Origin of the sequence: Variovorax humicola (genome assembly GCF_037889915.1) — a bacterium.
In the GTDB taxonomy this organism is placed as follows: domain Bacteria; phylum Pseudomonadota; class Gammaproteobacteria; order Burkholderiales; family Burkholderiaceae_C; genus Variovorax; species Variovorax humicola.
The window spans coordinates 78,370-100,533 of sequence record NZ_JBBKZV010000013.1 but is presented as its reverse complement, the minus strand read 5'-3'; the positions used below and the strand labels follow the sequence as shown (position 1 = coordinate 100,533).

Here is a 22,164-nt window from a genome sequence, read left to right as displayed (position 1 = left end):
GACGCATGATCCCAGGACGAGCACGGCGAATTCTGTTCGTGGGCACCAGCGGAACCGGCTTTGCCGGGCCGCCGGGTGCGCCCCGTCGAGGGGGAAGTGCGGCAGGCGCTTCGGGAGGGGAGTCATCCTGGTCTGTTCGTGGGCACCCGTGGAACCGGCTTTGCCGGGCCACCGGGTGCGCCCCCTCGAGGGGGAGGCGCCGCAGGCGCATCGGGGGTGTTTCATTTCACGTCCGATCTCGGGCCGCGCCCTGCGCGGCTTCAGCGTCTCTTGGGGGCGGCGCGCTTGGTACTGGCTGTGGCACGCTTGCCCGCAACCTTTGCCGTCTTGGTGGCGGCCTTCTTCGGCGCAGCGGCCTTGCCGGCGACAGAGGCCACCTTCTTCGCGGCACTCGTGGCCAGGTCGACCGTCGATTGCAACGACGTCGGCGCCTTCATGCTGGAAGCCTCGCGCAGTGCGGTGCTGGCGATCTGCTCGAACTGTTGCGTGAGCGCACCCCACCATTGCAGCGGGTCGACGACGCCGGCAACCGGCGCGGCCGATGCCTGGGCCTTGCCGCCCTTCGCCTTTTTTGCGGGGGCCTCGTCGACGGCTTCGTCTTCCACTTCTTCGGACTCGTCCTCTTCTTCCCCTTCCTCTTCCTCTTCCTCTTCCTCCTCCGGCTCGGGTGCGGGCGGTGGCGGCGCGGAGGGCGCAGGAGCCGGTGTCATCGAGGGGGTCATGGTGGCGGCCTTCGTGAACGCGCTGGCCAGGTCTTCCATGCGCACGTTCATGCCCTTCAAGGTCGACAGCGTCATCTTCTGCACTTCAAGCGCCTGGATCGTGGCCTTGAGTGCGGTAAGGTTCTGCTCGAGCCAGAACTGCACCGTCTTCAGTTCCTTGATGCGCTTGTCGACTTCTTCCACGCTTAGCGTGGGCGCAATCCAACTGGCCAGGCCTTGCAATCCGGGCACGGTGCTGGACGCGCCGCTGCTGCCGGCGGCGAGATTCTTGAGAAAGTCGAAGCCGGGAACAAAGCTGCCGAAGTTGAAAAGCTTGCCTGCGTCACTCATGAGGGCTGTCTCCTGAAGATGGTTCTTGTGTGCCGGCAGCTTACTCCAAGGAAAGCGCGATTTGGCCGCGGATCACTGCATATGGTTGTGAGAGTCAGACACCGCGCCGCCTCCGGGCGGCATGCCGACGGGGACCTGCAGCGAGAGCGTGCTCTTCGCACCCTTCGCGTCCTCGAACTGCAGCGTGATGGGCACGGTGCCGCCGGCGGTCACCGGCTGCTTCAGGTCCATCATCATCAGGTGATAGCCGCCCGGCTTGAGCTCGACGGTCTGGCGCGCGGGCAGCTCGATGCCGCCTTTCACGGCCCGCATCTTCATTGTGTCGCCCTCCATCTTCATCTCGTGCACTTCCGCGACGCCGGCCACCGGGGTCTGCGCGCCGACCAGGCGCGCGCCCGAAGGCGCAGTGAGTTTCATGAAGGCGCCGGTGCCGCTCTGGCCGGGCACTGCCGGGCGCACCCAGGCGTCCTTGACATCGACCGCGGCCTTGCCGGGCGCCAGCACGTCGAGTCGCGCAGCCGGGTATTCGAGCTTCTCGTCGGCGGCGCTGGGCAACTGGGCCCAGTCGGCGCTGCCGGTATCGCAGGTCTGCAGCACCTTGAAGTACAACGGCCCGGGCGTCGCGGTGAGCTTGCCTCGCAAGATGAATTCGGTGCGCTCCTGGGTTGGCAGCGCGGTGTCCGGGCTCTCGGCGGTCCAGCGCACCTCGCCATCGCCGGACTTCTGCACCTCGAGCTTCCAGCCCTTGCGCGCCTGCGCATCGGAGAGCGTGAAACCCCTGGGCAGGCGCACGGTCACGCCGGTGGTGGCCTTGGCGCCGGCGCAGGCATGGCCGACGCGGAAGGCGGCTTCGTAGTCGCTGCCCGCCGTGGCGCCGCCGGGTGGCAGGCTGACGTGGGCGAAAGATGCCGAAGCGCCGGCGAGCGCCGCGCAGGCGGCGAATGTCTTGAAGGTGGATGCGGTGTTCATGATGGCCTTTGTCTTTGTAGATGTCAGAGGTCGAACTTCAGTTCGGCCACGAAGGTGCGTTGCGGGTAGGGGTGGAAGGCCCAGTACTTGTTGTTGTTGAGGTTGTCGATGCCGAAGGCTGCGCTCCATTGGCGGTCGATGCGGTAGCGCACGCGGACATCGGTGACGAAGTAATTGCTGAAGCCGGTGTAGGTTGCGCCGTTCGGGTCGCTGTTGTCCAGCGTGCCGTATTGCTTGCCGCTGTATCGCGCGCCGAAGGTGTAGGACCAGTTGGCGTCGGGCTTGTAAGTGGCCAGCAGCGCGGCACGCACGCGGGGCACGCGCGGCTGTTGCTTGCCGACGCTGGCCGGGAAGCCGGTGTTGGCAACGATCTCCGAATCGGCCAGCGTGAGGCTGCCGCCCAATTCCAGGCCCTTGACGCCGACGTCGTAGCCATTCGCCGCCAATTCCAGCCCCTTGGTGTGGATCGCCTCGACGTTCTGGATCGTGGTGATGTTGTTGGCCGAGGTCTGGCTGTAGAGCGCATCCTGCGTACGTTCGAAGAACAGCGTGGCGCGCAGCAGGCCGTCCACGCCCAAACTGTGCGTGTCGCGCTCGGCGGTGAACTCGGTGGTCCAGGATTTTTCCGGCTTCAGGTTGGGATTGGTGTTGACGATGGTATTGCCGAGGATCTGGCCCTGGTAGAGCTCGCTCACCGTCGGGTAGCGGACGGCGCGGCCGGTGGATGCCTTGAGCAGCCAGTCAGCCGTGGCTTGCCATGCAATGGCAGCCTTGGGCGAGACGTCGCTCTCCTTTCGCTCGGGGAAGTTCAGCAGCGTGGTCGCGTTGCCGAGCTGGCCGCCATAGGCCTTCCATTGCTCGAAGCGCAGGCCGAGCGTGGTCTTCCAGTCGGGGGCGAAGCGCCAGGTATCTTGCCCGTAGAGCGACTGCAACTGCGTGTTGCCGTTGAACTGCGAGAACGGTGTAAGCGGCGGGCCTGAATACCAGTCCGCGGTGTTGTTCACCTGCGTGCGAAGTTTTGCCGTGTCTTGCTGCGCGCCGAAGTCGACCACGTGCGCGCCGACACCCTCCGCCGAGCCGCTCGGCCGCCAGGTGCCGGCGAGCTTGAGCGTGTTCCAGCCGGTGCCCTGCATGTCGGTGGTGCGGCCAGGGGCACCGGTGAGTGTGGTGGGTGTTCCGAGGGGGAGCCAGTACAGCGCGGATTGCGCCGCGGTCGGGGTCGCCGACACGGTCGGCGTGCGCAACAGGTCCTTGCCGTAGTCATAGAGGCTGGCCGACACCTCCCAGTCGAACACGCCGCCGGTGTGGCTCTTGACGGACAGGCCCTGCATCGTGTGCGTGAGGTCGTTCTGCGTGGGCGCCAGCGCGGGGCTCGGCGAATCGAGGTTGTAGCTGCGGCCGGCGATGTTCACGCGGCCCGAATACACGGGCAGGCCGTTGCGATCCCGCAGGTAACTGTCGACCGCGCCATAGGTGCCGTTGTTCCAGGCGCCCAGCGTGTAGGTGGCGCGCACGGTCGGCGTGAAGTCGTAAGCGAGCTTGAGCTTGGCCTGCTCCTGCGTGGTGTCGTAAATCGTCGCGCCACCGACCAGCCACCAGGGCTGGTTGCTCGGGTTCAGCCCCAGCACGGCGCCGGTGACCGGCACGCCCGCGTTGCCGACCGTGCCCGCGCTCAGCAGCCGGTTGCCGAAGGTCAGCGCCTGGCCCCGGCTGTGCGTGCGGCTGGCGCTCAGCCACCATGACCAGTCGCCGTTGCGGCCGCCGAGCGACATGTCGAGTTGGTCCGCCGAGGGCGACGAGTGGCTGCTGTACTGATCGAAGTTGCCGTAGGCGCCGCCCAGCTTGACGTGCGCCTCGAACTGCGTCGGCATCCGCGTCACGTAGTCGACCACCGCGCCGACCGAGTTGCCCGGATAGGCGGCGGAGAACGGCCCGTAGAGCACGTCGACGCGCTCGATTTCCTCCGGCGACACCATGCCCCAGCGCGGCGCGAACGTGGCGCCGTTGCCCAGCAGGTTCGACAGCGGAATGCTGTCGGCATAGACCATCGAGCGCGCGCTGTTGCCGGTGCCGGATGCGCGCGTGGCAAGCACCGCATGGTTGAAATCGCCGATGTAGCGCTTGCGCACGACCAGGCTCGGCAGGTACTTGAGCGCGTCTTCGGCGTCGGTGGCATTGACGCTCGCCTCGATCTGGTCGCGCGTGGTGCCCTCGATGGTGGTCGGTATCTGCGTCGGCAACGAGGTCGGCCGGCCGCCGGGCACCGTGATGGTGTTGAGCGTGCGGGGGTTTTCGTCAGCCGCGGCCGGCTGTTGCTGCGCCCACGCCGGCGCGGAAAGGGCCATGGCCGCAGCCATGGCAAGACGTGTCTTTTTCACGGGTTTCTCCCGAAACTTCCTGGCCAGAACGGCCGGCAGCGCCCGCATCGGGGATGCGAGCGGCTGCGACTTGGATCAAGTCAGGAAACGGCGGGAGGTCCGCGCGCAGGCAGTGGCGCACGGGTGGCCGCGGCAAGTCGGGCGGCGGGGATGGGCTGGACCACATGGCCCAGCGGCTGGATCACGGGAAGGTTGGCCAGCGGCGAGGCAGGCGGCGGCGCGCCGCTCAGCACGCAGAGCGGGCAATCCAGGTGGCTGGCGCCAAGCTCCTGCGCGCCGTCGTCGGTCTGCACGACGATCTTGATTGCGCCGACGCTGGAGCACACCAGTTCCACCGCCTGCGGATGCACGATGGGCGAGGCGATCGCCGCGCCGAGCGACAGCATGAGCCACAGCAGCACGCCGCGGCCGATGAGGCCGAGGGAGCGGGTGTGGCGAAGCAGGACGAACATGGGAACCCGGATTATGGCCCGGGCACCACCCGCGTCACGGTAAAGCCGCGCGCCGCCATCAATGCGGGCAGGCCATTGGGGCCGACCATGTGCAATGCGCCGACGGCCCCGAACACACGCTGGCCGAGCGTGTGCAGGGTTGCGATGCCGTCTGCGAGACCGGGATTGCGGTCGTCGAGGTAGCGCCGCATGCGGCGCTCGTCATCGGCGCGGTTTACGCAGTTGCACCACTGGAAATAGGTCTCCAGCTTGGCTGCGTCGCTGCTGGCCCACGCGTCGGCCAGCGCCACGGTACTGGCGCGCGCCTCGCCACGTTCGAGATCCTCCAGTGAATCGTCGATGTCTTCGGCTTGCTCCGCCTCGGAATCGCCTTCGAGCATTCGTAACTGGGCGGCGGCGGATTCCAGCGCGACCACGGGCTTGCCGGCGCTGCGCGCGAGGCCGGACAGCACGCCTTCGATACCGAACTCCGGATACAGGCCATCCGCCCGCATCGACAGCGAGCCCAGGGCTGCCACCTGCATGACCGGGCGCAGCTTGCGCTGCATTTCGCCCGGCAGGCAGGCCAGCGCCCGCTGCCGCTCGATGCGGCGAACCCGCTCGGGCGTCAGCAGGCGCGCAGCGACGGCCGGGTCGGGCGGCGAGAGCAGCGTGCGCACAGTCTCGGGGTCGCTCAGGTCGAGTTCCAGCGCGATGGTGTCGCTTTGTTCGATGGCCTGCGTCACCTTCGGGCCGGGCAGCAACCAGGGCGCCTTGCCGAGGTGGAGGGTGCCGTAGAGCCACGAAGTGCGTCCGTCGCGCTCGATGCGCCACAGCAAGCCCCGGTCGGGTGCACGTCGGGCTGCACGTTCCGCGCCGCCGGGCGGAAAGCTCGGCATCTGCACAGCCGGCGGGCAAACGATCGGCGGCTCCTTGGCCGGGGCCACTGCCCACGCGGGCACCACACCGAACGGTGCGAGTGCGCAGGCCACCGCCAGGAGTGCGCGCCAGATCACGCCAGCGCCGCCTTGAAATCGGCGATCAGATCGCTGGCGCGCTCCAGCCCGACCGACACGCGGACCAGGCCTTCGGCAATGCCGACCTCGGCGCGCTTGGCCGCACCGATTTCCCAGAAGATCGTCGGTGCCACGGGAATGATCAAGGTCCGCGTGTCGCCCAGCCCGGTGGCCTTGATCGGCAGTTGCAGCTTGTTGATGACCGGGATGCAAGCATCGGCATCGCGCAGCTCGAAGGAGAACAGCCAGGAGCCCGCACTGAAATGCTGCCTTGCAAACGCATGCTGCGGGTGCGATGCCAGCATCGGGTAGTAGACGCGCGCCACTGCCGGATGGCTTTCCAGGAAGGTCGCGAGCGCCAGTGCCGTGGCGCTGGTCTGCGCGACGCGCAGCGACAGTGTTTCAGCGCCCACCGAAATGCGGTGCGCCGCGTCCGAACTGAGCGTACCGCCCATGTCGCGCAGCGCCTTCTTGCGCAGTTGCGTCAGGCCCCACTGCTTGACGTCGCCCTGCTGGTAGCCGGCAAAGATGTTGGGGTAGCGCGTCCAGTCGAACAGGCCCGTGTCGGTAACCGCGCCGCCCAGCGTGTTGCCGTGGCCGGCGATGGTCTTGGTCAGCGAATTGATCGACAGGCTGGCCTCCACGCGCTTCGGCAGGAACAGCGCCGGCGAGCTGATGGTGTTGTCCACCACGTAGACCAGGCCACGCGATTTGCACAGCGCGCCGATGCCGGCCAGGTCGGGAATTTGCGTACCGGGGTTGGCAATGGTTTCGACGAACACCATGCGCGTGGCGGGCAGGACCGCGTCGGCCACCGCTTGCGTCGAGGTCGGATCGACCAGCGTCACGCCGACGCCCAGGCCCTGCAGCGTGGCCAGCAGGCTCAGCGTGTTGCCGAACAGGTAGCGGCTGGCAACCAGGTGGTCGCCCGCGCGCAGGAGGGTGAAGAACACCGCCGTGACGGCCGCCATGCCGGTGGCGAAGCAGACCGTGCCCACGCCTTCCTCGAGCTGTGTGATCTTGGACTCCAGCGCCGCTGTGGTCGGCGTGCCCTGGCGCGCATAGTTGAAGCGGCCCTTGAGCGTGCCCTGGAACACGCCGATGAGGTCTTCCACACGCTCGTAGCCGTATTGCACCGAGGTGTGCACCGCCATGTGGACGCCGCCCTGCTCTACACCGAAGTGGCGGTCCGCATGGACGAGGCGGGTGGTGGGGTCGGGGCGCGTGGTGTCTTCGGTGGTCATGATGGTTCCGTCGGTACGGCGCGGCTATGCTGCGCGGATGCAAAGCATATTTCACCTTGCCTTCAACGTCCGCGACCTCGACACCGCGCGCCGCTTCTACGGCGGCCTGCTCGGCTGCACCGAGGGCCGCAGCACCGACACCTGGGTCGACTTCGACTTCTTCGGCCACCAGATCTCGCTCCACCTGGGCGAGCCCTTTGCCACCGCGCCGACCGGGCGCGTTGGCGACGTGATGGTGCCGATGCCGCATTTCGGACTGGCGCTCGCGCTGCCGGACTGGCGCGCCATGGCCGACCGGCTCGAAGCGGCCGGCACCGACTTCGTGCTGAAGCCGCAGGCGCGCTTCGAAGGCCAGCCGGGCGAGCAATGGACCATGTTCTTCCGCGACCCGTTCGGGAATCCGATCGAGGTGAAGGGATTCAGGTCGCTGGATACGGTCTACGACAAGTAGGCCGCCTCCGGCTTACTTCCCGGCGTCGATCCGCTTTTGCATGCGCGCCGCGCGCTCCGTCGACGGGGGGTGCGAACTCAGCATCGAACTGCCTGAACTGCCGCTCAGTTTCGCAAGCTTCTGGAACGCGCTGACGAGGCCCTTGCGCTCCAGCTTGCGCTGCGTCAGCGTGTCGAAGGAATAGTCGTCCGCCGCGCTTTCCTGCGACTGCGAGAACTGCGCGTTGATGAACTTCTCGGCCAGTTCGCCGGCCTGCGATTGCGACAGCTGGCCGACAACGCCGCCGGCCGCGCCCGCAACTCCGCGCACGACGGAAGCGGCAGCGGCGGTCTGCATCGCATCCTTGGAGTGGCCCAGTGCGACGTGGCCGATCTCGTGACCGATCACGCCGCGCAATTCGTCGTCGTTCATCAGGTCCATCAGGCCGCTGTAGACGCGGATGCAACCGTTGGCCATGGCCCAGGCGTTGACCTCCTTCGTCATGTAGACCTTGTAGTCGGCTTTCTTGCCGTTCACGGTGTCGGGCATGGCGCGGATCACACGGTTCAGGCGTTGGGCATACGGACTATTGGCCGGCGCCAGTTGGCCTTGCTTGTCCATCGCGGCGCAGGACTCGTTGGACATGTTGACGACTTCGGAATCCGTCAGCGACAGCGCCTTGTAGGCCGAGCCGCCCGCGTCCATGAGGCCGCCGGCGTCCATGTTCGAGACGGATTTGCGCCCACGAGGGCGCAGGCCGCGGCCAAAGCCGCAGCCAGAGGTACGAAACGCATTGAAGCTCCCTGATCTTGTAGAGGATGGACAGGCAAGCGGTTTTCCTGCCTGTCGCTGCCAAGCGGATCGGATGTCCGCCGTGGCAGCGCGGCGATCTTAGGGGAACGCCGCATGCCCTCCTCCAATCTTGCCCGGCGGTAGAGGGAAAAAGTCCGGCTTCAGTCCAGCTTGATGTCCTGCGCCTTGATGATCGGGCCCCAGCGCTTGGCCTCGCTGCGCGAGAGCGCCGCGAACTGCGCCGGCGTTCCCGGCAGTGGCTCCATGCCGAAGTCTTCGAAGCGCTTTTGCACGTTGGGGTTGCTGAACGACTTGTTGAGCTCGCTGTTGAGGCGGGCCACCACCGGGGCGGGCAAGCCGGCCGGGCCGAGCACGCCCTGGAAGGCGAACACTTCGGTATTGGGTACGCCGCCTTCCGCAAGTGTCGGCACATTGGGCAGCAGCTTGCTGCGCTGGGCCGAGCCGATCGCGAGCACGCGCACCTTGCCGCTTTGCATGATCGACAGGCCAGAGGCCAGGTCGAGGAACATGCAGGGCACCTGGCCGCCCATCACGTCGGCCATCGCGGGCGCGGCGCCGCGGTACGGGATATGGGTGATGAAAGTGCCGGTTCGGTTCTTGAACATTTCCATTGCAAGGTGGTGCGGCGAACCGTTGCCCGGCGATGCGTAGTTGAGCTTGCCGGGGTTGGCCTTGGCATAGGCCAGGAACTCCTTGAGGTCCTTGGCCGGAAACGCCGGGTTCACCACCAGCGCCAGCGGGAAGCGGCCGATCGCGCCGATGTAGCTGAAGTCCTTTTCGGGGTTGAACGGCAGCTTGCTGAACAGGAATTCGTTGAAGGCCAGCACGGCGTTGTCGGCCGACATGATGGTGTAGCCGTCGGGCTTGCTCTTGGCAACGATGTCGGCGCCGATGTTGGTGGACGCGCCGGGGCGGTTGTCGACGACGATGTTCTGGCCCAGTGCGGTGCGCATGGCTTCGGCGAGCGTGCGCGCGATGACGTCGGTCCCGCCGCCCGCCGGATAAGGCACCACCCACTTGATGAGCTGTTCCGGATAGGTCTGCGCGTGCGCCCACGGTGCGACGGCGGTGGCGCCGGCTGCGGCCAGGCCGGTGAGGATGGTTCTGCGTTGCATGGTCAAGTCGTAGTCTCCGGGGATGGTGGAACGGAAGTCGGTGGGGAAACGGAAAGGGATTCGGACAGCGATGGCGTCGGCAGCGCATGCAGCGCGTCGGCCAGCGCCTGGTTGCAGCGTGTTTCGTCGCCGACCTGTTCGAAAAGCAGCAGCGCCAGGCGCGCCAGGAAGAGCGATTCGCGCGCAGTGCCGGCTTCGGTGATGGCACGTGCGCATTGGGCGTACAGGCGGTCGCGCGCTTCGGCGGGTAATGTGTCGGTGGTCATGTCGGCTCCAGGATTTCGGCACGCGCACTGGCGGCACGGGCCAGGGCCTGCGAGATGGCGCCGGCCGACGGATGGCGCCAGCGGGCGGCGACGTGGCCATCGGGCCGCAGCAGGTAGACGGCACCGGCCTCGTCGGCGCCGAGCGCGGCGAACGCGGCCGCGGTGTCGTCGGTGCGCCGCAGCTTGTGCCGCACCAGCGGTACATTGTGCGTTTCGATGTCGAGCGTTGCGTCGATCGTGGCACCGGCGGCGTCCAGCATGAGCAGCGTGAAGCTCGGCTGGGTGAGCAGGTCGGTGAGGTGCTGGCCCGGGCCGAGCGGTTGCTCGGGCATCACCTCGCCGGGCTTCGGCCCCGCCGGCAGCTCGTCGCTTTCGCTCGACAGCGCCGAGTCGTCATAGCGCACCGCCTGCGTCTGGCGCGGGTTGATGAGGTTGGCGATCTCGCGGTGCTTGCCCGACAGCGACAACGCCGCTTCGCGCAGCAGGTCGAAACCGCGCGATGGCGGCGACATGAACTCCGTGCTGCGCATCGCACTTTCGGCGTTGATGTGGAAGGCGGCGATGCGCTCTTCCGAATAGCTGGCCAGCAGCGCCGGCTCGGACACGCCGTGCACCACCAGCGCGAGCTTCCACGCGAGGTTGTCCGCATCGTCGAAGCCCGAGTTGAGCCCGCGCACGCCGAAGATCGGCATCGCATGCGCGGCGTTGCCAGCGAACAGTACATGGCCATGGCGGTAGTTCTCGAGCGTCATCGCGCCGGCGCGGTAGACCGAGGTCCACACCGTGTGCCAGGGCAGGTCGCCCTCGCCGATGGCCGCGAGATGGCGCTGCACGAACTCGGTGACGGCATCGGGCTTGAGCGCCTCCTCGGTACTCTGGCCGGCGCGCAACTGGTAGTCGATGCGCCAGATGTCGTCGGGCTGGCGATGCATCAGCACTGTCGAGCCGGGGTTCCACGGTGGGTCGAACCAGGCGCGGCGCTCGGTCGGATGCTTGCTGTGCAGCTCGATGTCGATGATGACGTAGCGGCCTTCGTAACCCGTGCCCTTGAGTTCCAGGCCGAACGCCTTGCGCACGGTGCTCTGGCCGCCGTCACAGGCCACAAGCCACTGGCCGTGCAGCGCGTAGCTGCCCTCGGCGTTTCGAACGTCGACCGTGACGCCGGCGTTGTCCTGCGCGAGTGCCACCAGTTCCGTGCCCCAGCGGATGTCGATGAGGCCCGGCGTCGTTTCGTTACGGTGAAAGATGGCGTCGAGGAGGTACTGCTCGATGTAGTACTGCTCCAGGTTGATCATCGGCGGCAGCTTCTGCGTGTCGTCGTGCGGCATCTCGAAGCGGAACACTTCGTCCAGCTTGTAGAAGCTGCGCCCGCCGGTCCACGGCAGGCCCTTGGCCAGGAAGGCCGGCAGGGCGCCGAGGCGCTCGATGATCTCGAGGCTGCGGCGCGAGATGCAGGCCGCTCGGCTGCCGACGCAGACGGTGTCGTCGGATTCGAGGATCACGCTGCGCACGCCGTGGTTGGCCAGCCCCAGCGCCAGCGCCATGCCGACCGGGCCGCCGCCCGCGATGACGACCGGATGGCGGCCGGGTTCCATGCCATGTTCGAGCGGCGGCGTCCACGTCCTGAAGCGGGTGTAGTGGAAAGCGCCGACCGGCGGCGGCAGGGTTTCGTAAGGCGCTGGCGGCAACGGTCCGGAGCCGGCGTCGCCTTCTTCTGCGGAGGGAGGGTTTTCAGGGTTCATGAAGACCTCTCAAACGTTCTGCTGGAGCCACGCTTCCATCGCGTCGGCTGATTGATTGATCAAGTCGGGCTGCCCCGCGAGGTAGTGATTACCGCCCTTCACCTGCACTTCGGTCAACCGGTGGCTCCCCGCCTCTCGCCACAGCGCGGCGGTGCTCGGGAAGGTCGAGCCGTCGGCGGTGTGCGTCATCAGCAGCGCCGGCACCGAGGTGCGCGCAAGGCAGGCCGGGCCGTCGGCCTGCGAGCCCGATGACCATTGCGACAACCACGAGCGCAGCGTGTTGAAACGGCCCATCGCGTTGGCCGCGTAGTTGACGGTGCGCGCGTCGCCCCAGATCGAGCCGACCGGGCGGTCGTTGGCGTCGAGCGAGATGTCGAGGAAGCGCGGGTCGCTGTGCGTGCGGTAGACCAGGAAGGTCTGGTCCGAAGGCGCACCCGGCGTACCGCGGAGCATGCGCAGACGCGCCCTGACCCCGGCCTCGATGCGGTCGCGCCGCGCCAGTTGCGCCGCACGAAAACGCGCGACGAAGTCCTGCGAAAACGGCACCGGCTCCGACGTTGCGTAGAGGTCGAAGGCCGGGTCGGTGGCGAGCGGATCGGCCTCGTCGATGACGGACGGGTCGAGCCATTCGGCCAGGAGGCGCGAACGTCCCGGGTGTGCGGCCGACAGCATGAGACCGTCGACGGGCGGCAAGTCGGCAGGCGACAGGTGCGTTGGCAGGCCGTCGACAAAGTGGGTCGCGGTGAGCGACTCGGCCTGCGACTGGTAGAACGCCGATAGCGCCGCGCCGCCCGAGTTGCCGACCAGCACGACTTTCCTGTAGCCCTGCGCGCGCAGCCACTTCACGCCGGCGCCGAGGTCTTGCAGCACCGTTTCCATCAGCAGCATGGTGTCATTGCCGGCATAGCGCGAATTGAGTCCCAGGCAGGCAATGCCGCGTCCGGCCAGTGGCTCCAGCAGGTAGTGGCCCATGAAGTTGCTGGTCGGGTGCATCACGATCGCAGCGGTTCCTGTGCCCTGCCCCTTGGGGCGCATCAGCGCGCCGAAGATGCGCGGGCGCAGCGCCTGCAGTCCGGACTGGCTTTCCATGGCGACGCCTGGCTGGACGTCGATCACGACGAGTTCGAGATCAGACACGCGCGGCCTTTCGTTCTTCGGTCCAGGCGGTGAGCGCTGCATGCGCGTCGCGTTCGTAGCCGTCGAGTACGCGTTGCGTCGCCAGTTCCGTCGTCAACTCCAGCCTGAATCCATTGGGGTCGAAGAAGTAGATCGAGTGGATGTAGCCGTCGTGGTCGGTGACGCCGATGACCTCCACGCCGCTGGCCTGCAGCCGCGCCTTCATGTCTTCGAGCGCCTGGTCGGAATCGACCCGCAACGCGATATGGTTGACCCAGGCTGGTGTGTTGGGCGAAGGCTCGGCCGCGGTGTCGTCGCCCAGGTCGAAGAAGGCCATGTGCGAACCGTCGCCCATGCGAAAGAAGATGTGGACATAGGGGCAGTACTCGCCGGTCGAAGGCACGGAATCCTTCTTGATCACGTGGGTGAGCGGCAAGCCCAGGATGTCTTCGTAGAAGTGCCGGGTCTCTTCGGCGTCGCGGCAACGCCACGCGAAGTGATGCAGGCCGTGGATGGGGTGGAGTGGTGGTGGCGTCATGGTGGAGGGATTGTCCTGATGCCCTCCGATGCTGCGTGTCGTAACTTTGTACGAAGTATTTACCCCAAGATGAAGCGCCACCGCATCCATCGGGCCGCCCAACCGGAGTCCGTCTCGGCAGCCGTTGCCGTCGGCATCGTCGCGGGCATCGGCACGCCGCACCTGGCCGATGGCTTCCTGTCGGCGATGCAGCAGGTGCTGCCGCTCACCTTCTGCACGGTTTTCGCGCTCGGCGCCAACGGACGCGTGGTGACCGTCTCGACCGCCAGCAACTATGGCGACGCGGCACTGCAGACCTCCGAGCGCTACATCGAGAACCGCTTCGACCTGCTCGACCCCAACATGGTGTGGCTGTCCGCGCGCAAGCTGCCGAAGCAGCCGCAACTATGGCTGAGCCACCAGCGCGCGGACGAAGTGGCCGACCCGGCGTATCGCGCGGCCTGCTATGGCGACGTCGGCATTCGCGAGCGCTGCTCGGTGCTGTTGCTGCTGCCGGGAGGACAGCGCGCGGCGGTGAGTTTCTATCGCAGCCTGGCGCTGCAGGAGTTCGCGGCGGCCGATTTCGATGTGATTGCGGCGCACGGGGCCTTGCTGGCGGAAGCGACCGCGGCGCACAGCCGGGGATTGGTGGGTGCGGCCAACGCGCGTCGGCCCCTGGCGACCGAGCCGCGCCTCTTGTCCCTGACCGTGCGCGAACGCGAAGTCATCCATCAACTGCTCACGGGCCGCACAGCCAAGGAGGCCGCGCGCGAAATCGGCGTTGAACTGAGCACTGTGCGCACGCACCAGTACCGGGCATTCAGGCGGCTTGGGATTCGGACGTTGAAGGAATTGCTGCTGGAAGCCCGGTCCCGGTCGGCGTAAGCCCTTCGACGATTCTGGATGCGCTCATGTTGCAGAAATAGAAATAGCAACATCCAGGTCGACTCATGTTGCCGCAAGCAGCCGCACGCAAGCAGCGGGACTACTTCCCGCCGACAGCGCTTGCCGGCGCCACCACTTCCTGCTCGATCGCCCCGAACACCGACTGCCCATCCCGCCCCAACATCTCGATCCGGATCGTGTCGCCGTACTTCATGAACTCGGTCGTCGGCTGCCCGTCCTGGATCGTCTCGATGCAGCGCTTCTCGGCGATGCACGAATAGCCCTTGGGCCATTCCATGCCGCCGCCCTTCTTCTCGACGCCCTTGTTGCTCACGGTGCCGCTGCCGACGATGCTGCCGGCGCGCACGTTGCGGGTCTTGGCGATATGGGCGATGAGCTGGCCGAAATGGAAAGTCATCTCCTCACCCGCATCGCACAAGCCGACCTTGCGGCCGTTCCACGTGCTCTGCAGCGTGAGGTGCACGCGGCCGCCGATCCAGGCTTCGCCCAGCTCGTCGGGCGTCACAGCCACCGGACTGAACGCGGTCGCCGGCTTGCTCTGGAAAAAGCCGAAACCCTTGGCCAGCTCGGCCGGGATCAGGTTGCGCAGGCTCACGTCGTTGGCCAGCATCACGAGGCGGATGCCGTCGAGCGACTGCTCGGCCGACGCGCCCATCTTCACGTCGCCGGAGATGACGGCGATCTCGGCCTCGAAGTCGATACCGAAGGCCTCGCTCGCAACCACGACCGGGTCGCACGGCCCGATGAAGTCGTCGCTGCCGCCCTGGTACATCAGCGGGTCGGTGTAGAAGCTATCGGGTACTTCGGCATTGCGCGCCTTGCGCACCAGTTCGACGTGATTGATGTAGGCCGAGCCATCGGCCCACTGGTAGGCGCGCGGCAGCGGCGCCATGCATTGGGCCGGGTCGAACGGAAAGGAATGGCGCGCGCGGCCGGCGTTGAGGCTCTCGTACAAGTCCCGCAACTGCGGGCTCAGGAAGCCCCAGTCGTCCAGCACCTCTTGCAGGCGGTTGGCGATGCCGGTGGCGTAGTGGGCGATGCCGAGGTTGCGCGAGACGACGACGAGCTGGCCGTCGCGCGAACCGTCTTTGTAGGTGGCGAGTTTCATGGCGTGTGCGGGACGATGCGGAACGCTGCCGGCTGGCGTCGCTCTACTAAACTGATTGAACGGGCGGCAGTGTACCGAGGTGCCCCCTCGGCGCCGGGTTCGCGTCCGCCTCTCCATCCCTTCATGACGCTCCTATTGCCGCCGCGCATCGCTGCCTCTTCCCCACCGGACGCGGCGCGCCCAGTGGGGCGGATGCTCGCGTTGTTGACGCTGCTGGTGTTTGCCGCGCACCTGCTGGTGCTGGGGCTGATTCCGGCCGGCGTCGGACCGGAGCAATTGCCGCTCGAAAACAAGTTCATCACGCGAACCATCGTCATCACGCCCCCGGCGGCCAAGGCCGAGGCGCCGGCCCCTGCCGCGGCCAAGGCAAATCCCCCGCCGCCGCGCGTCGCGAAGGCTGCGCCGCGGAAGCGCCCGCGCGCGATCACGCCACCACGCACCGAATCGGTGCCTCCACCGCCCTCCGTGTTGAGCACGGAGATTTCCACCGACCCGATTCCGGTCGAACCGGCCCCCGAAGCAACGGTGGCCGAAGCACCGTCCGCGCCGGAAGGTGCTTCGACCGGTGCGAATTCCGGCACGGCGCCGGCGGGAGGCGGTGCGGCCGACGGCAGCGCCGGCGGAACGGGCAGCGGCGCGGGCGGGGTCACGGCTGGCGCGACGCAACCGATGGTGGTGCCCGGTTCGGTCAAGCTCGCGTTCGAGGTCGGCGGCCAGCGTGGTGCGCAGCCCTATTCGGGCGGCTACGGCGAACTGGTGTGGCTGCAGAACGGCGACGAATACAACGCGCGCCTGTCGCTCAAGGCGCTGTTTGTCACCTTTCTGAGCCAGACCAGCGTCGGCCGCGTTGACGCGAGCGGTATCGCGCCGACCCGCTATTCGGAAACGCGCAGGAGCGAAATGGCATCGCACCTGGTGCGCGACCAGGGCAAGGTGGTATTCAGCAACAACTCGCCGAGCGTGGCGTTGCTGCCCGGCGCGCAGGACCGGCTCAGCGTGGCGATGCAACTCGCCGCATTGATGGCCGGCGATCCGGGCCGCTTCCCGCAAGGCAGCAAGATCCGCATCCAGACAGTCGGGCCGAAGGACGCCGAGGTGTGGGTATTCAATGTCGAGGGCGAGGAGACCATCGAGGTGGTGGCCGGCGAATTCAAGGCGCGCAAGGTTTCGCGCGCCCCGCGGCACGATTTCGACTACGAGCTGGATCTCTGGCTCGCCCCGGAAATCGGCTATCTGCCGGTGCGAATCCAGCAAAAACAGACCAACGGCGACATCGTCGACATGCGTCTCCGAGCGAAATCCGTGCCATAGATGGTGAATTGATCACACGCTTGTGGGCGAAATACCCGCAAAAAGTCGGCCATCTTGAAACTGGCGCGTTGATTGCTATCTAACCATCATGAATGCAATCGACTACCGGAGCCACCCTGCCATGCAAATGCTCTATGACTCGGAATCCTTCGTTGTGGTGCACGTCCATCCCAATGAAGACGACGTACCGGCTGCACCCAACATCCCCGTTCTGGCGCGGCACGGCTTCGAAATCGTCGACAAGCGCTCCGGCAAGGAGGTGTACCTCGACGGCTCCTGGGCCGAACTGTTCCAGCAAAAAATCGCCGCGTGGCAGCTCAATACGCCGACGCAGGAAGAAGTCGAAGACACGCTCGAAGGTTATGCCGAACTGGCGCAAAACCCCGTGCTGATGCACTGAGACTGGCGACGACCAAAGACCGCAAGGCCGCATCGCGCGGCCTTTTTTTCGCCCGGCCGGCACGCAAGACGCCTTCCAGCCACAGGCCGAAACCCCCGCAGGTCGCGCATTCCGCATCGCGCCCTCGCGTAGTATTCCGCGATGCGAACGCCGCGAACGCCCCTCCTGTCGATTCCTCTGCTAGCAACTGCATCGGTGCTGTTGGCTGCATGCACCAGCATGATGCGACCCGCAGCAGACGTGCCCATCGCCACTCGCGTCGCCGCATGGATGCCAACCGACGCCTTCCTGCTCGGCGAGCAGCATGACGCGCCCGAACATCACCGCATCGAACAGGAGACGGTGCAGGCCTTCGTGGCCAGCGGCCAACTGGCTGCGCTGGCGCTGGAGATGGCCGAGGACGGCGCCAGTACGGCCAGCTTGCCTGTCAGCGCAACCGAAGCCCAGGTGCGCGCCGCATTGGGCTGGCAGGAAAAGGGCTGGCCCTGGGCAGACTACGGTCCGGCCATCATGGTGGCGGTGCGTGCCGGCAGGCCGGTACTCGGCGCCAACCTGCCGCGCCTGCACATGAAAGACGCGATGGCCGACGTCTCGCTCGATGTGCAGCTCAACGGGAAAGCCCTTGCGCAGCAGCAGGAAGCCGTGCGCACCGGCCATTGCGACCTGCTGCCGGCATCGCAGCTCGTGCCCATGACCCGCATCCAGATCGCGCGAGACCGCTCGATGGCGCAGGTGGTGGTGAAGGCGCGCCAACCCGGAAAAACCGTCCTGCTGATCACCGGCAACGGCCACGCGCTGCGCACGCTGGGTGTCCCGCAGCACATGCCGACCGACGTGAAGGTGGTGTCGGTGCAGATGCTGGCCTCGGACTCCGCACCGGTGCGCGCCGGCCCGGGCTACGACGCCATCTGGCAAACCGCGGCGCTGCCCGAGAAAGACTATTGCGCAACGCTGCGCAAGTAGCTTTCTTCGAGAGGCACCTCGGACCCGGCCTTGCCAGGGGCAGGTGTTGCCCTACGCGTGCTTCTTGATCGCGTCGGCCAGCGTGTTGACCAGTGTGTCGATGTGCGACTTCTCGACGATGTACGGCGGCGCGATCACCAGCACGTCGCCGGCCGGGCGGACCAGCGCGCCGTTGTGGAAGCACTCCAGGAAGACGTCGTAGGCGCGCTTGCCGGGTGAACCGGCGATCGGCGCCAGTTCCACCGCCGCCGCCAACCCCAGGCTGCGGATACCGATGACGTTCGGCAGGCCCTTGAAGGTGCTGTGGAACGCATCGCCCAGCACCTTGCCCATCTCGCCGGCGCGTGAGAACAGGTTCTCCTGCTGGAACAGGCTCAGCGTGGCAATGGCCGCGGCGCACGCCACCGGGTGGCCCGAGTAGGTGTAGCCGTGGAAGAACTCGACAACATGCTCCGGCGCGTTGGTGTTCATCATCGCGTCGTAGAGCTTGTCGCGGCAGATCACGCCGCCGAGCGGGATCACGCCGTTGGTCACGCACTTGGCGAAGTTGAGCATGTCGGGCACCACGCCGAAGTAGTCCGACGCGAAGTTGGTGCCCATGCGGCCGAAGCCTGTGATGACCTCGTCGAAGATCAGCAGGATGCCGTGTTTGTCGCAGATGGCGCGCAGCTTCTGGAGGTAGTCCTTTGGTGGGATGTACCAGCCGGCCGAACCGGCGATGGGTTCGACGATGATCGCGGCCACGTTGCTCGGGTCATGCAGCGGCAGGATGCGCTGCTCCAGGTCGGCCAGCGGGTCTTCGGTCCACACCGGCTGTTCGTTGTGGATGTACGCGTGGTTGGCCGGATCGTGGATGAAGCGCATGTGGTCCACGCGCGGCAGGAAGGCCGAGCCGAACACCTTGCGGTTTCCCGGAATGCCGCCCACCGACATGCCGCCGAAGCCGACGCCGTGATAGCCCTTCTCGCGCCCGATGAACAGGCTGCGATGGCCTTCGCCGCGAGCACGGTGGTATGCGAGCGCCACCTTCATCGAGGTGTCGGCGGCTTCGCTGCCGGAATTGCAGAACAACACCTTGTTCAGGTCGCCGGGCGCCATCGCCGCGATCATCTCTGCCGCCTTGAAGGCCTTGTCGTTGCTCACCTGGAAGGCGGTCGCGTAGTCCAGCGTGTCGAGCTGTTTCTTGATGGCTTCGTTGATCGGCTTGCGGTTGTGGCCGGCACCGACGCACCACAGCGACGAGATGCCGTCGACGACCTTCTTGCCGTCATGCGTGACGAACTCCATGCCGTCCGCGGCCACGAAGACGCGCGGGTCCTTCCTGAAGTGGCGGTTGGGGGTGAAGGGCAACCACTGGTTGTCCATGTTGAAGTCGTTGAAGGCCATGCATTCACTCCTGGGGCGGTGGGCAGTTCGAGCCGCACATTCTGGCACTTCGGGGGGTTCTGCATGGACCGCTTCGGCATCGGCCGTTCGGCGGATCAGGGCGCTCCGGCGATCACGATGTGAAGGTACTTTGGCCCGTGCGCGCCCAGCACCAGGCTGCCTTCGATGTCGGTCGTGCCGCTGGCGCCAGTGATGATGTTCACGTTGCGCGGGGGCGGTCGCCCGGTGGCTTGGGCGGCAGCGGCATAGTCCTCCAGATAGCGCACGATGGAGACGGCCCGCACCAGCACGATGTGGTGCAGCGGCAGGAAGTTGGCCAGGATCGGTGTTTCGGGGCCGGAGTGGAACACCAGCGATCCGGTTTCGGCAATGCCCCACAGCGCCATGCCGACGCCCACCGGCTCATTGGCGGCCAGGGTGTCGGGCAACTCGAAGCCACGCCAATCCAGCCCCTGCAGCGCAGCCGCGGGTTGCAGGGCGATGCGGTGCGCCAAGCCCCTGGCGTCGAGGTAGCGGGCGACGGCGGCGGGCATTTCCTGCAGGTTCTCGATGTGGTCGATCGAGGCCGACACCTTGGGCGAGATCACGCGCGCGGCGAACAGGTCGACGACGGGCCCCACGGCTGCCGATGCGGGCCGCGCGGCCTCGGAACCTTCGAGCAGGCTGGCGGCCTCGCGCCGCACGCGGTCGGCATCGACGGTCTGGCCGCCCAGTCCCGCGCGCACGGCGGCGAGGATGGTGTCGCGTGTCGTCATGAGCGCGCTCCCCGTGCATGCGCCGTCTCGCGGTCGCGCATCATTTCCATGAAGGTGCGCGGCGCCGGCGCCGGGAAGTCGCGGTACTGCGTCCAGCCACCCACCAGCGGCAGGCCGCGCAGCTTGCCGTCGCGCTTGAACACCCTCATCGCGCGCACCGCGAAGGCGGTGCCGAGTCGGTACAGCCAGGGCCGCGATGTCACGAAGGTGTAGATCCACAGGCCGGCACGCACCGAGGCCGGCTCCAGGCCCTCGCGCCACGACTTGTCGCGCCAACCGCGCAGCAAGGTCGGCAGGGGGATGTCGACGGGGCATACCTCCTGGCAGCGGCCATTCATGGTGCAGGCATGCGCCAGCTCGCGGCCTTTTTCCAGCCCGTCGAATACGGGGGTGAGCACGGCGCCCATGGGGCCGGGATAGACGCCGCCATATGCATGGCCGCCCACCTGCCGGAACACCACGCAGTGGTTCATGCAGGCACCGCAGCGGATGCAGCGCAACATCTCCTTCAAGCCCTCTTTCAGCATGCGCGAGCGGCCGTTGTCGACCAGCACGATGTGGAACTCCTCCGGGCCGTCGCGGTCGCCCTCCTGCTTCGGGCCGCAGTGGAAGGTGGTGTATTGCGTGATGTCGCCGCCGGTGGCCGAGCGCACCAGCAGGCGCAGCAGCGCAAAGGCATGCGTTGTGCTCGGCACCAGTTTCTCGATGCCGGCCGTCACGATGTGAACGCGCGGCGGCGTGGTGGTGAGTTCGGCATTGCCTTCGTTGGTGACCGTGCAGGTCGCGCCGGTGTCGGCCACCAGGAAGTTGGCGCCGGAGATGGCCACGTCGGCGGACAGGAACTTGTCGCGCAATTCGCGCCGTGCGCTGTCGACCATGGCCTCGATGGTCTCTTCGCGGTGCGGCGCGCGGTGCGACTTGTGGAACATCTCCGACACCTGCTCGCGCGTGCGATGCATCGAGGGCCAGATGATGTGCGATGGCGTGTCGCCGCCCAGTTGCACGATGTGTTCGGCCAGGTCGGTTTCGACCCGGTCGATGCCGGCTTCGTCCAGTGCATGCGGCAGGCCGATCTCTTCACCGAGCATAGACTTGACGCGCGTGACGCGCCTGGCGCCGGCTGCCTTGCACAACTCGACCACGATGCGCGATGCCTCGCTGGCCGTGGCGGCCCAATGCACCTTGGCGCCGGAGGCGATGGCGTTGCGCTCGAACTCGACGAGGTAATGGTCGAGATTGGCAATCACGTGGTCCTTGATGCGCTTGCCCAATCGGCGTGCCACCTCGAATTCGGGAAAGCCGTCCAACGCCAGGGCGCGCTTGCGCTCCGCGGTGCCGGTGGTGCGCTCGATGGCGAGCTTGAGCGTCGGATCGGCCAGCGCCGCTGCGGCGCGCGCCTTGAAGTGAATGGGTTGCGCTCGCATGCTGCTACTCCGCCTCGCCGATGGCGGCGGCACCGGCCATGCCGGCCAGTACCTCGACGGTGTGCATCACCCGCACCGGCGACTTGCGCCGGCTCAGCTTGCCGGCCATGTTCATCAGGCAACCCAGGTCGCCGCCCAGCAGCAGGTCGGCGCCGGTGCGCTCGATCGCCATGGCCTTTTCATCGACGATGCCGTTGGAGATGGCCGCGTATTTCACGCAGAACGTGCCGCCGAAACCGCAGCACACGTCCGAGCCTTCGAGCTTGCGCATCTCCAGTCCCTGCACCTGCTGCAACAACGCGCGCGGCTGCGCGAACACGCCCAACTCGCGCAAGCCGGAGCAACTGTCGTGGTACGTGGCCGTGGCCTGAAGCGAACGGCCACGAGGCACGAAATGCATCACGTCCGTCAGAAAGCTGGTGATCTCCCAGGTGCGCGTTGCCAGTTTCCGGGCACGCTCGGCCCAAGGCGGGTCTTCGGCCAGAGCTTCTTCGTAGTGCGCCTTGGTCATGCCCGCACAGGAGCCGGAAGGAATTACCACATAGTCGAAGGGCTCGAAGGTTTCGATGAAGATGCGCGCCAGCTTCGCCGCACCGCGCGTGTTTCCGCTGTTGAACATGGGCTGGCCGCAGCAGGTCTGCGCCAGAGGGACTTCGACGCGACAGCCCGCCTCCTCCAACAGTTGCAATGAGGCTATGCCGACACTCGGTCGCATGGCGTTGACCAGGCAGGTGGCAAACAGGCCAACACGGGGTTTCAAAGGCGATTGCATGGCGCTTCTCCGGGCGAGCCAGCTGACTCGGTCAATGAACAATTCATGGT

The 22,164-nt window shown here is 66.8% G+C and carries 22 protein-coding genes; 5 read left to right on the top strand and 17 right to left on the bottom strand.

What is annotated here, in order from left to right:
• Positions 1 to 260: 260 nt before the first annotated feature.
• From WKW80_RS20455 to WKW80_RS20430, 6 genes are all read right to left on the bottom strand, one after another.
• Positions 261 to 1,052, bottom strand: a complete 792-nt coding sequence (locus WKW80_RS20455; RefSeq protein ID WP_340365412.1) for a PhaM family polyhydroxyalkanoate granule multifunctional regulatory protein — start codon at positions 1,050 to 1,052, stop codon at positions 261 to 263.
• 72 nt (positions 1,053 to 1,124) lie between these two features.
• On the bottom strand, positions 1,125 to 2,021 hold the full coding sequence (locus WKW80_RS20450; protein WP_340365411.1) for a copper chaperone PCu(A)C domain-containing protein: 897 nt from the start codon (positions 2,019 to 2,021) through the stop codon (positions 1,125 to 1,127).
• A gap of 23 nt (positions 2,022 to 2,044) precedes the next feature.
• Complete coding sequence (locus tag WKW80_RS20445; RefSeq protein WP_422822931.1) at positions 2,045 to 4,378, bottom strand: TonB-dependent receptor; 2,334 nt, start codon at positions 4,376 to 4,378, stop codon at positions 2,045 to 2,047.
• Between the two features lie 101 nt (positions 4,379 to 4,479).
• Entirely contained in the window at positions 4,480 to 4,851 is a 372-nt protein-coding gene (locus tag WKW80_RS20440; RefSeq protein ID WP_340365410.1) for a DUF2946 family protein, read from the bottom strand.
• 11 nt (positions 4,852 to 4,862) lie between these two features.
• Complete coding sequence (locus WKW80_RS20435) at positions 4,863 to 5,846, bottom strand: TraB/GumN family protein (RefSeq protein WP_340365409.1); 984 nt, start codon at positions 5,844 to 5,846, stop codon at positions 4,863 to 4,865.
• The gene (locus tag WKW80_RS20430) at positions 5,843 to 7,090 is read right to left on the bottom strand and encodes a cystathionine gamma-synthase family protein (protein ID WP_340365408.1); all 1,248 of its coding nucleotides are present in this window, start codon (positions 7,088 to 7,090) and stop codon (positions 5,843 to 5,845) included. Before WKW80_RS20430 ends, WKW80_RS20435 begins: the two co-directional genes overlap by 4 nt.
• A 37-nt stretch (positions 7,091 to 7,127) precedes the next feature.
• On the opposite strand from WKW80_RS20430, the gene WKW80_RS20425 reads away from it, so the two are divergent.
• The gene (locus WKW80_RS20425; RefSeq protein WP_340365407.1) at positions 7,128 to 7,541 is read left to right on the top strand and encodes a VOC family protein; all 414 of its coding nucleotides are present in this window, start codon (positions 7,128 to 7,130) and stop codon (positions 7,539 to 7,541) included.
• Positions 7,542 to 7,553: 12 nt separating this feature from the next.
• On the opposite strand, the gene WKW80_RS20420 is transcribed toward WKW80_RS20425, so the two are convergent.
• The 6 genes from WKW80_RS20420 to WKW80_RS20395 all read right to left on the bottom strand — a co-directional run bounded on the left by WKW80_RS20420 (position 7,554) and on the right by WKW80_RS20395 (position 13,110).
• Positions 7,554 to 8,276, bottom strand: a complete 723-nt coding sequence (locus WKW80_RS20420; protein ID WP_479694158.1) for a M48 family metalloprotease — start codon at positions 8,274 to 8,276, stop codon at positions 7,554 to 7,556.
• 197 nt (positions 8,277 to 8,473) lie between these two features.
• Positions 8,474 to 9,448 (bottom strand): Bug family tripartite tricarboxylate transporter substrate binding protein, encoded by a 975-nt coding sequence (locus WKW80_RS20415; RefSeq protein ID WP_340365405.1) that lies wholly within the window; start codon positions 9,446 to 9,448, stop codon positions 8,474 to 8,476.
• 2 nt (positions 9,449 to 9,450) lie between these two features.
• Complete coding sequence (locus tag WKW80_RS20410) at positions 9,451 to 9,714, bottom strand: hypothetical protein (protein ID WP_340365404.1); 264 nt, start codon at positions 9,712 to 9,714, stop codon at positions 9,451 to 9,453.
• Positions 9,711 to 11,456 carry an FAD-dependent monooxygenase gene (locus WKW80_RS20405; RefSeq protein WP_340365403.1) on the bottom strand — a complete coding sequence of 582 codons (1,746 nt, stop codon included), beginning with the start codon at positions 11,454 to 11,456 and terminating at the stop codon, positions 9,711 to 9,713. The genes WKW80_RS20410 and WKW80_RS20405 overlap by 4 nt, the downstream gene beginning before the upstream one ends.
• Before the next feature lie 9 nt (positions 11,457 to 11,465).
• Complete coding sequence (locus WKW80_RS20400) at positions 11,466 to 12,593, bottom strand: alpha/beta hydrolase (protein WP_340365402.1); 1,128 nt, start codon at positions 12,591 to 12,593, stop codon at positions 11,466 to 11,468.
• Positions 12,586 to 13,110, bottom strand: a complete 525-nt coding sequence (locus tag WKW80_RS20395; protein WP_340365401.1) for a VOC family protein — start codon at positions 13,108 to 13,110, stop codon at positions 12,586 to 12,588. Before WKW80_RS20395 ends, WKW80_RS20400 begins: the two co-directional genes overlap by 8 nt.
• Positions 13,111 to 13,179: 69 nt before the next feature.
• On the opposite strand from WKW80_RS20395, the gene WKW80_RS20390 reads away from it, so the two are divergent.
• Complete coding sequence (locus tag WKW80_RS20390; RefSeq protein ID WP_340365400.1) at positions 13,180 to 13,974, top strand: helix-turn-helix transcriptional regulator; 795 nt, start codon at positions 13,180 to 13,182, stop codon at positions 13,972 to 13,974.
• 100 nt (positions 13,975 to 14,074) lie between these two features.
• On the opposite strand, the gene WKW80_RS20385 is transcribed toward WKW80_RS20390, so the two are convergent.
• On the bottom strand, positions 14,075 to 15,103 hold the full coding sequence (locus tag WKW80_RS20385) for a fumarylacetoacetate hydrolase family protein (protein ID WP_340365399.1): 1,029 nt from the start codon (positions 15,101 to 15,103) through the stop codon (positions 14,075 to 14,077).
• A 123-nt stretch (positions 15,104 to 15,226) separates the two neighbouring features.
• Here WKW80_RS20385 and WKW80_RS20380 point away from each other — a divergent pair, with 123 nt between their 5' ends.
• The 3 genes from WKW80_RS20380 to WKW80_RS20370 all read left to right on the top strand — a co-directional run bounded on the left by WKW80_RS20380 (position 15,227) and on the right by WKW80_RS20370 (position 17,777).
• On the top strand, positions 15,227 to 16,414 hold the full coding sequence (locus WKW80_RS20380; RefSeq protein ID WP_340365398.1) for a DUF3108 domain-containing protein: 1,188 nt from the start codon (positions 15,227 to 15,229) through the stop codon (positions 16,412 to 16,414).
• A 121-nt stretch (positions 16,415 to 16,535) separates the two neighbouring features.
• Complete coding sequence (locus tag WKW80_RS20375; protein WP_340365467.1) at positions 16,536 to 16,814, top strand: BTH_I0359 family protein; 279 nt, start codon at positions 16,536 to 16,538, stop codon at positions 16,812 to 16,814.
• A 240-nt stretch (positions 16,815 to 17,054) separates the two neighbouring features.
• Entirely contained in the window at positions 17,055 to 17,777 is a 723-nt protein-coding gene (locus tag WKW80_RS20370; RefSeq protein ID WP_340365397.1) for a ChaN family lipoprotein, read from the top strand.
• Positions 17,778 to 17,828: 51 nt separating this feature from the next.
• Here the strand turns inward: WKW80_RS20370 and aptA are convergent, their stop codons facing one another.
• The 4 genes from aptA to WKW80_RS20350 all read right to left on the bottom strand — a co-directional run bounded on the left by aptA (position 17,829) and on the right by WKW80_RS20350 (position 22,114).
• Positions 17,829 to 19,163: an omega-aminotransferase AptA gene (gene aptA / locus WKW80_RS20365; RefSeq protein WP_340365396.1), complete on the bottom strand. Its 1,335-nt coding sequence runs from the start codon at positions 19,161 to 19,163 to the stop codon at positions 17,829 to 17,831.
• Between the two features lie 95 nt (positions 19,164 to 19,258).
• Positions 19,259 to 19,918 carry a LutC/YkgG family protein gene (locus tag WKW80_RS20360; RefSeq protein ID WP_340365395.1) on the bottom strand — a complete coding sequence of 220 codons (660 nt, stop codon included), beginning with the start codon at positions 19,916 to 19,918 and terminating at the stop codon, positions 19,259 to 19,261.
• The gene (locus tag WKW80_RS20355) at positions 19,915 to 21,342 is read right to left on the bottom strand and encodes a lactate utilization protein B (protein ID WP_340365394.1); all 1,428 of its coding nucleotides are present in this window, start codon (positions 21,340 to 21,342) and stop codon (positions 19,915 to 19,917) included. Before WKW80_RS20355 ends, WKW80_RS20360 begins: the two co-directional genes overlap by 4 nt.
• Before the next feature lie 4 nt (positions 21,343 to 21,346).
• A complete protein-coding gene (locus WKW80_RS20350; RefSeq protein ID WP_340365393.1) occupies positions 21,347 to 22,114 on the bottom strand; it encodes a (Fe-S)-binding protein in 768 nt (255 codons plus the stop codon).
• Between the last annotated feature and the right edge of the window lie 50 nt (positions 22,115 to 22,164).

Coding starts and splice junctions, on each gene's coding strand:
- WKW80_RS20455 (WP_340365412.1), bottom strand. CDS start 1,052: ATGAGTGACGCAGGCAAGCTTTTCAACTTCGGCAGCTTTGTTCCCGGC.
- WKW80_RS20450 (WP_340365411.1), bottom strand. CDS start 2,021: ATGAACACCGCATCCACCTTCAAGACATTCGCCGCCTGCGCGGCGCTC.
- WKW80_RS20445 (WP_422822931.1), bottom strand. CDS start 4,378: ATGGCTGCGGCCATGGCCCTTTCCGCGCCGGCGTGGGCGCAGCAACAG.
- WKW80_RS20440 (WP_340365410.1), bottom strand. CDS start 4,851: ATGTTCGTCCTGCTTCGCCACACCCGCTCCCTCGGCCTCATCGGCCGC.
- WKW80_RS20430 (WP_340365408.1), bottom strand. CDS start 7,090: ATGACCACCGAAGACACCACGCGCCCCGACCCCACCACCCGCCTCGTC.
- WKW80_RS20425 (WP_340365407.1), top strand. CDS start 7,128: ATGCAAAGCATATTTCACCTTGCCTTCAACGTCCGCGACCTCGACACC.
- WKW80_RS20415 (WP_340365405.1), bottom strand. CDS start 9,448: ATGCAACGCAGAACCATCCTCACCGGCCTGGCCGCAGCCGGCGCCACC.
- WKW80_RS20410 (WP_340365404.1), bottom strand. CDS start 9,714: ATGACCACCGACACATTACCCGCCGAAGCGCGCGACCGCCTGTACGCC.
- WKW80_RS20405 (WP_340365403.1), bottom strand. CDS start 11,456: ATGAACCCTGAAAACCCTCCCTCCGCAGAAGAAGGCGACGCCGGCTCC.
- WKW80_RS20395 (WP_340365401.1), bottom strand. CDS start 13,110: ATGACGCCACCACCACTCCACCCCATCCACGGCCTGCATCACTTCGCG.
- WKW80_RS20390 (WP_340365400.1), top strand. CDS start 13,180: ATGAAGCGCCACCGCATCCATCGGGCCGCCCAACCGGAGTCCGTCTCG.
- WKW80_RS20385 (WP_340365399.1), bottom strand. CDS start 15,103: ATGAAACTCGCCACCTACAAAGACGGTTCGCGCGACGGCCAGCTCGTC.
- WKW80_RS20380 (WP_340365398.1), top strand. CDS start 15,227: ATGACGCTCCTATTGCCGCCGCGCATCGCTGCCTCTTCCCCACCGGAC.
- WKW80_RS20375 (WP_340365467.1), top strand. CDS start 16,536: ATGCAAATGCTCTATGACTCGGAATCCTTCGTTGTGGTGCACGTCCAT.
- aptA (WP_340365396.1), bottom strand. CDS start 19,163: ATGGCCTTCAACGACTTCAACATGGACAACCAGTGGTTGCCCTTCACC.
- WKW80_RS20360 (WP_340365395.1), bottom strand. CDS start 19,918: ATGACGACACGCGACACCATCCTCGCCGCCGTGCGCGCGGGACTGGGC.
- WKW80_RS20355 (WP_340365394.1), bottom strand. CDS start 21,342: ATGCGAGCGCAACCCATTCACTTCAAGGCGCGCGCCGCAGCGGCGCTG.
- WKW80_RS20350 (WP_340365393.1), bottom strand. CDS start 22,114: ATGCAATCGCCTTTGAAACCCCGTGTTGGCCTGTTTGCCACCTGCCTG.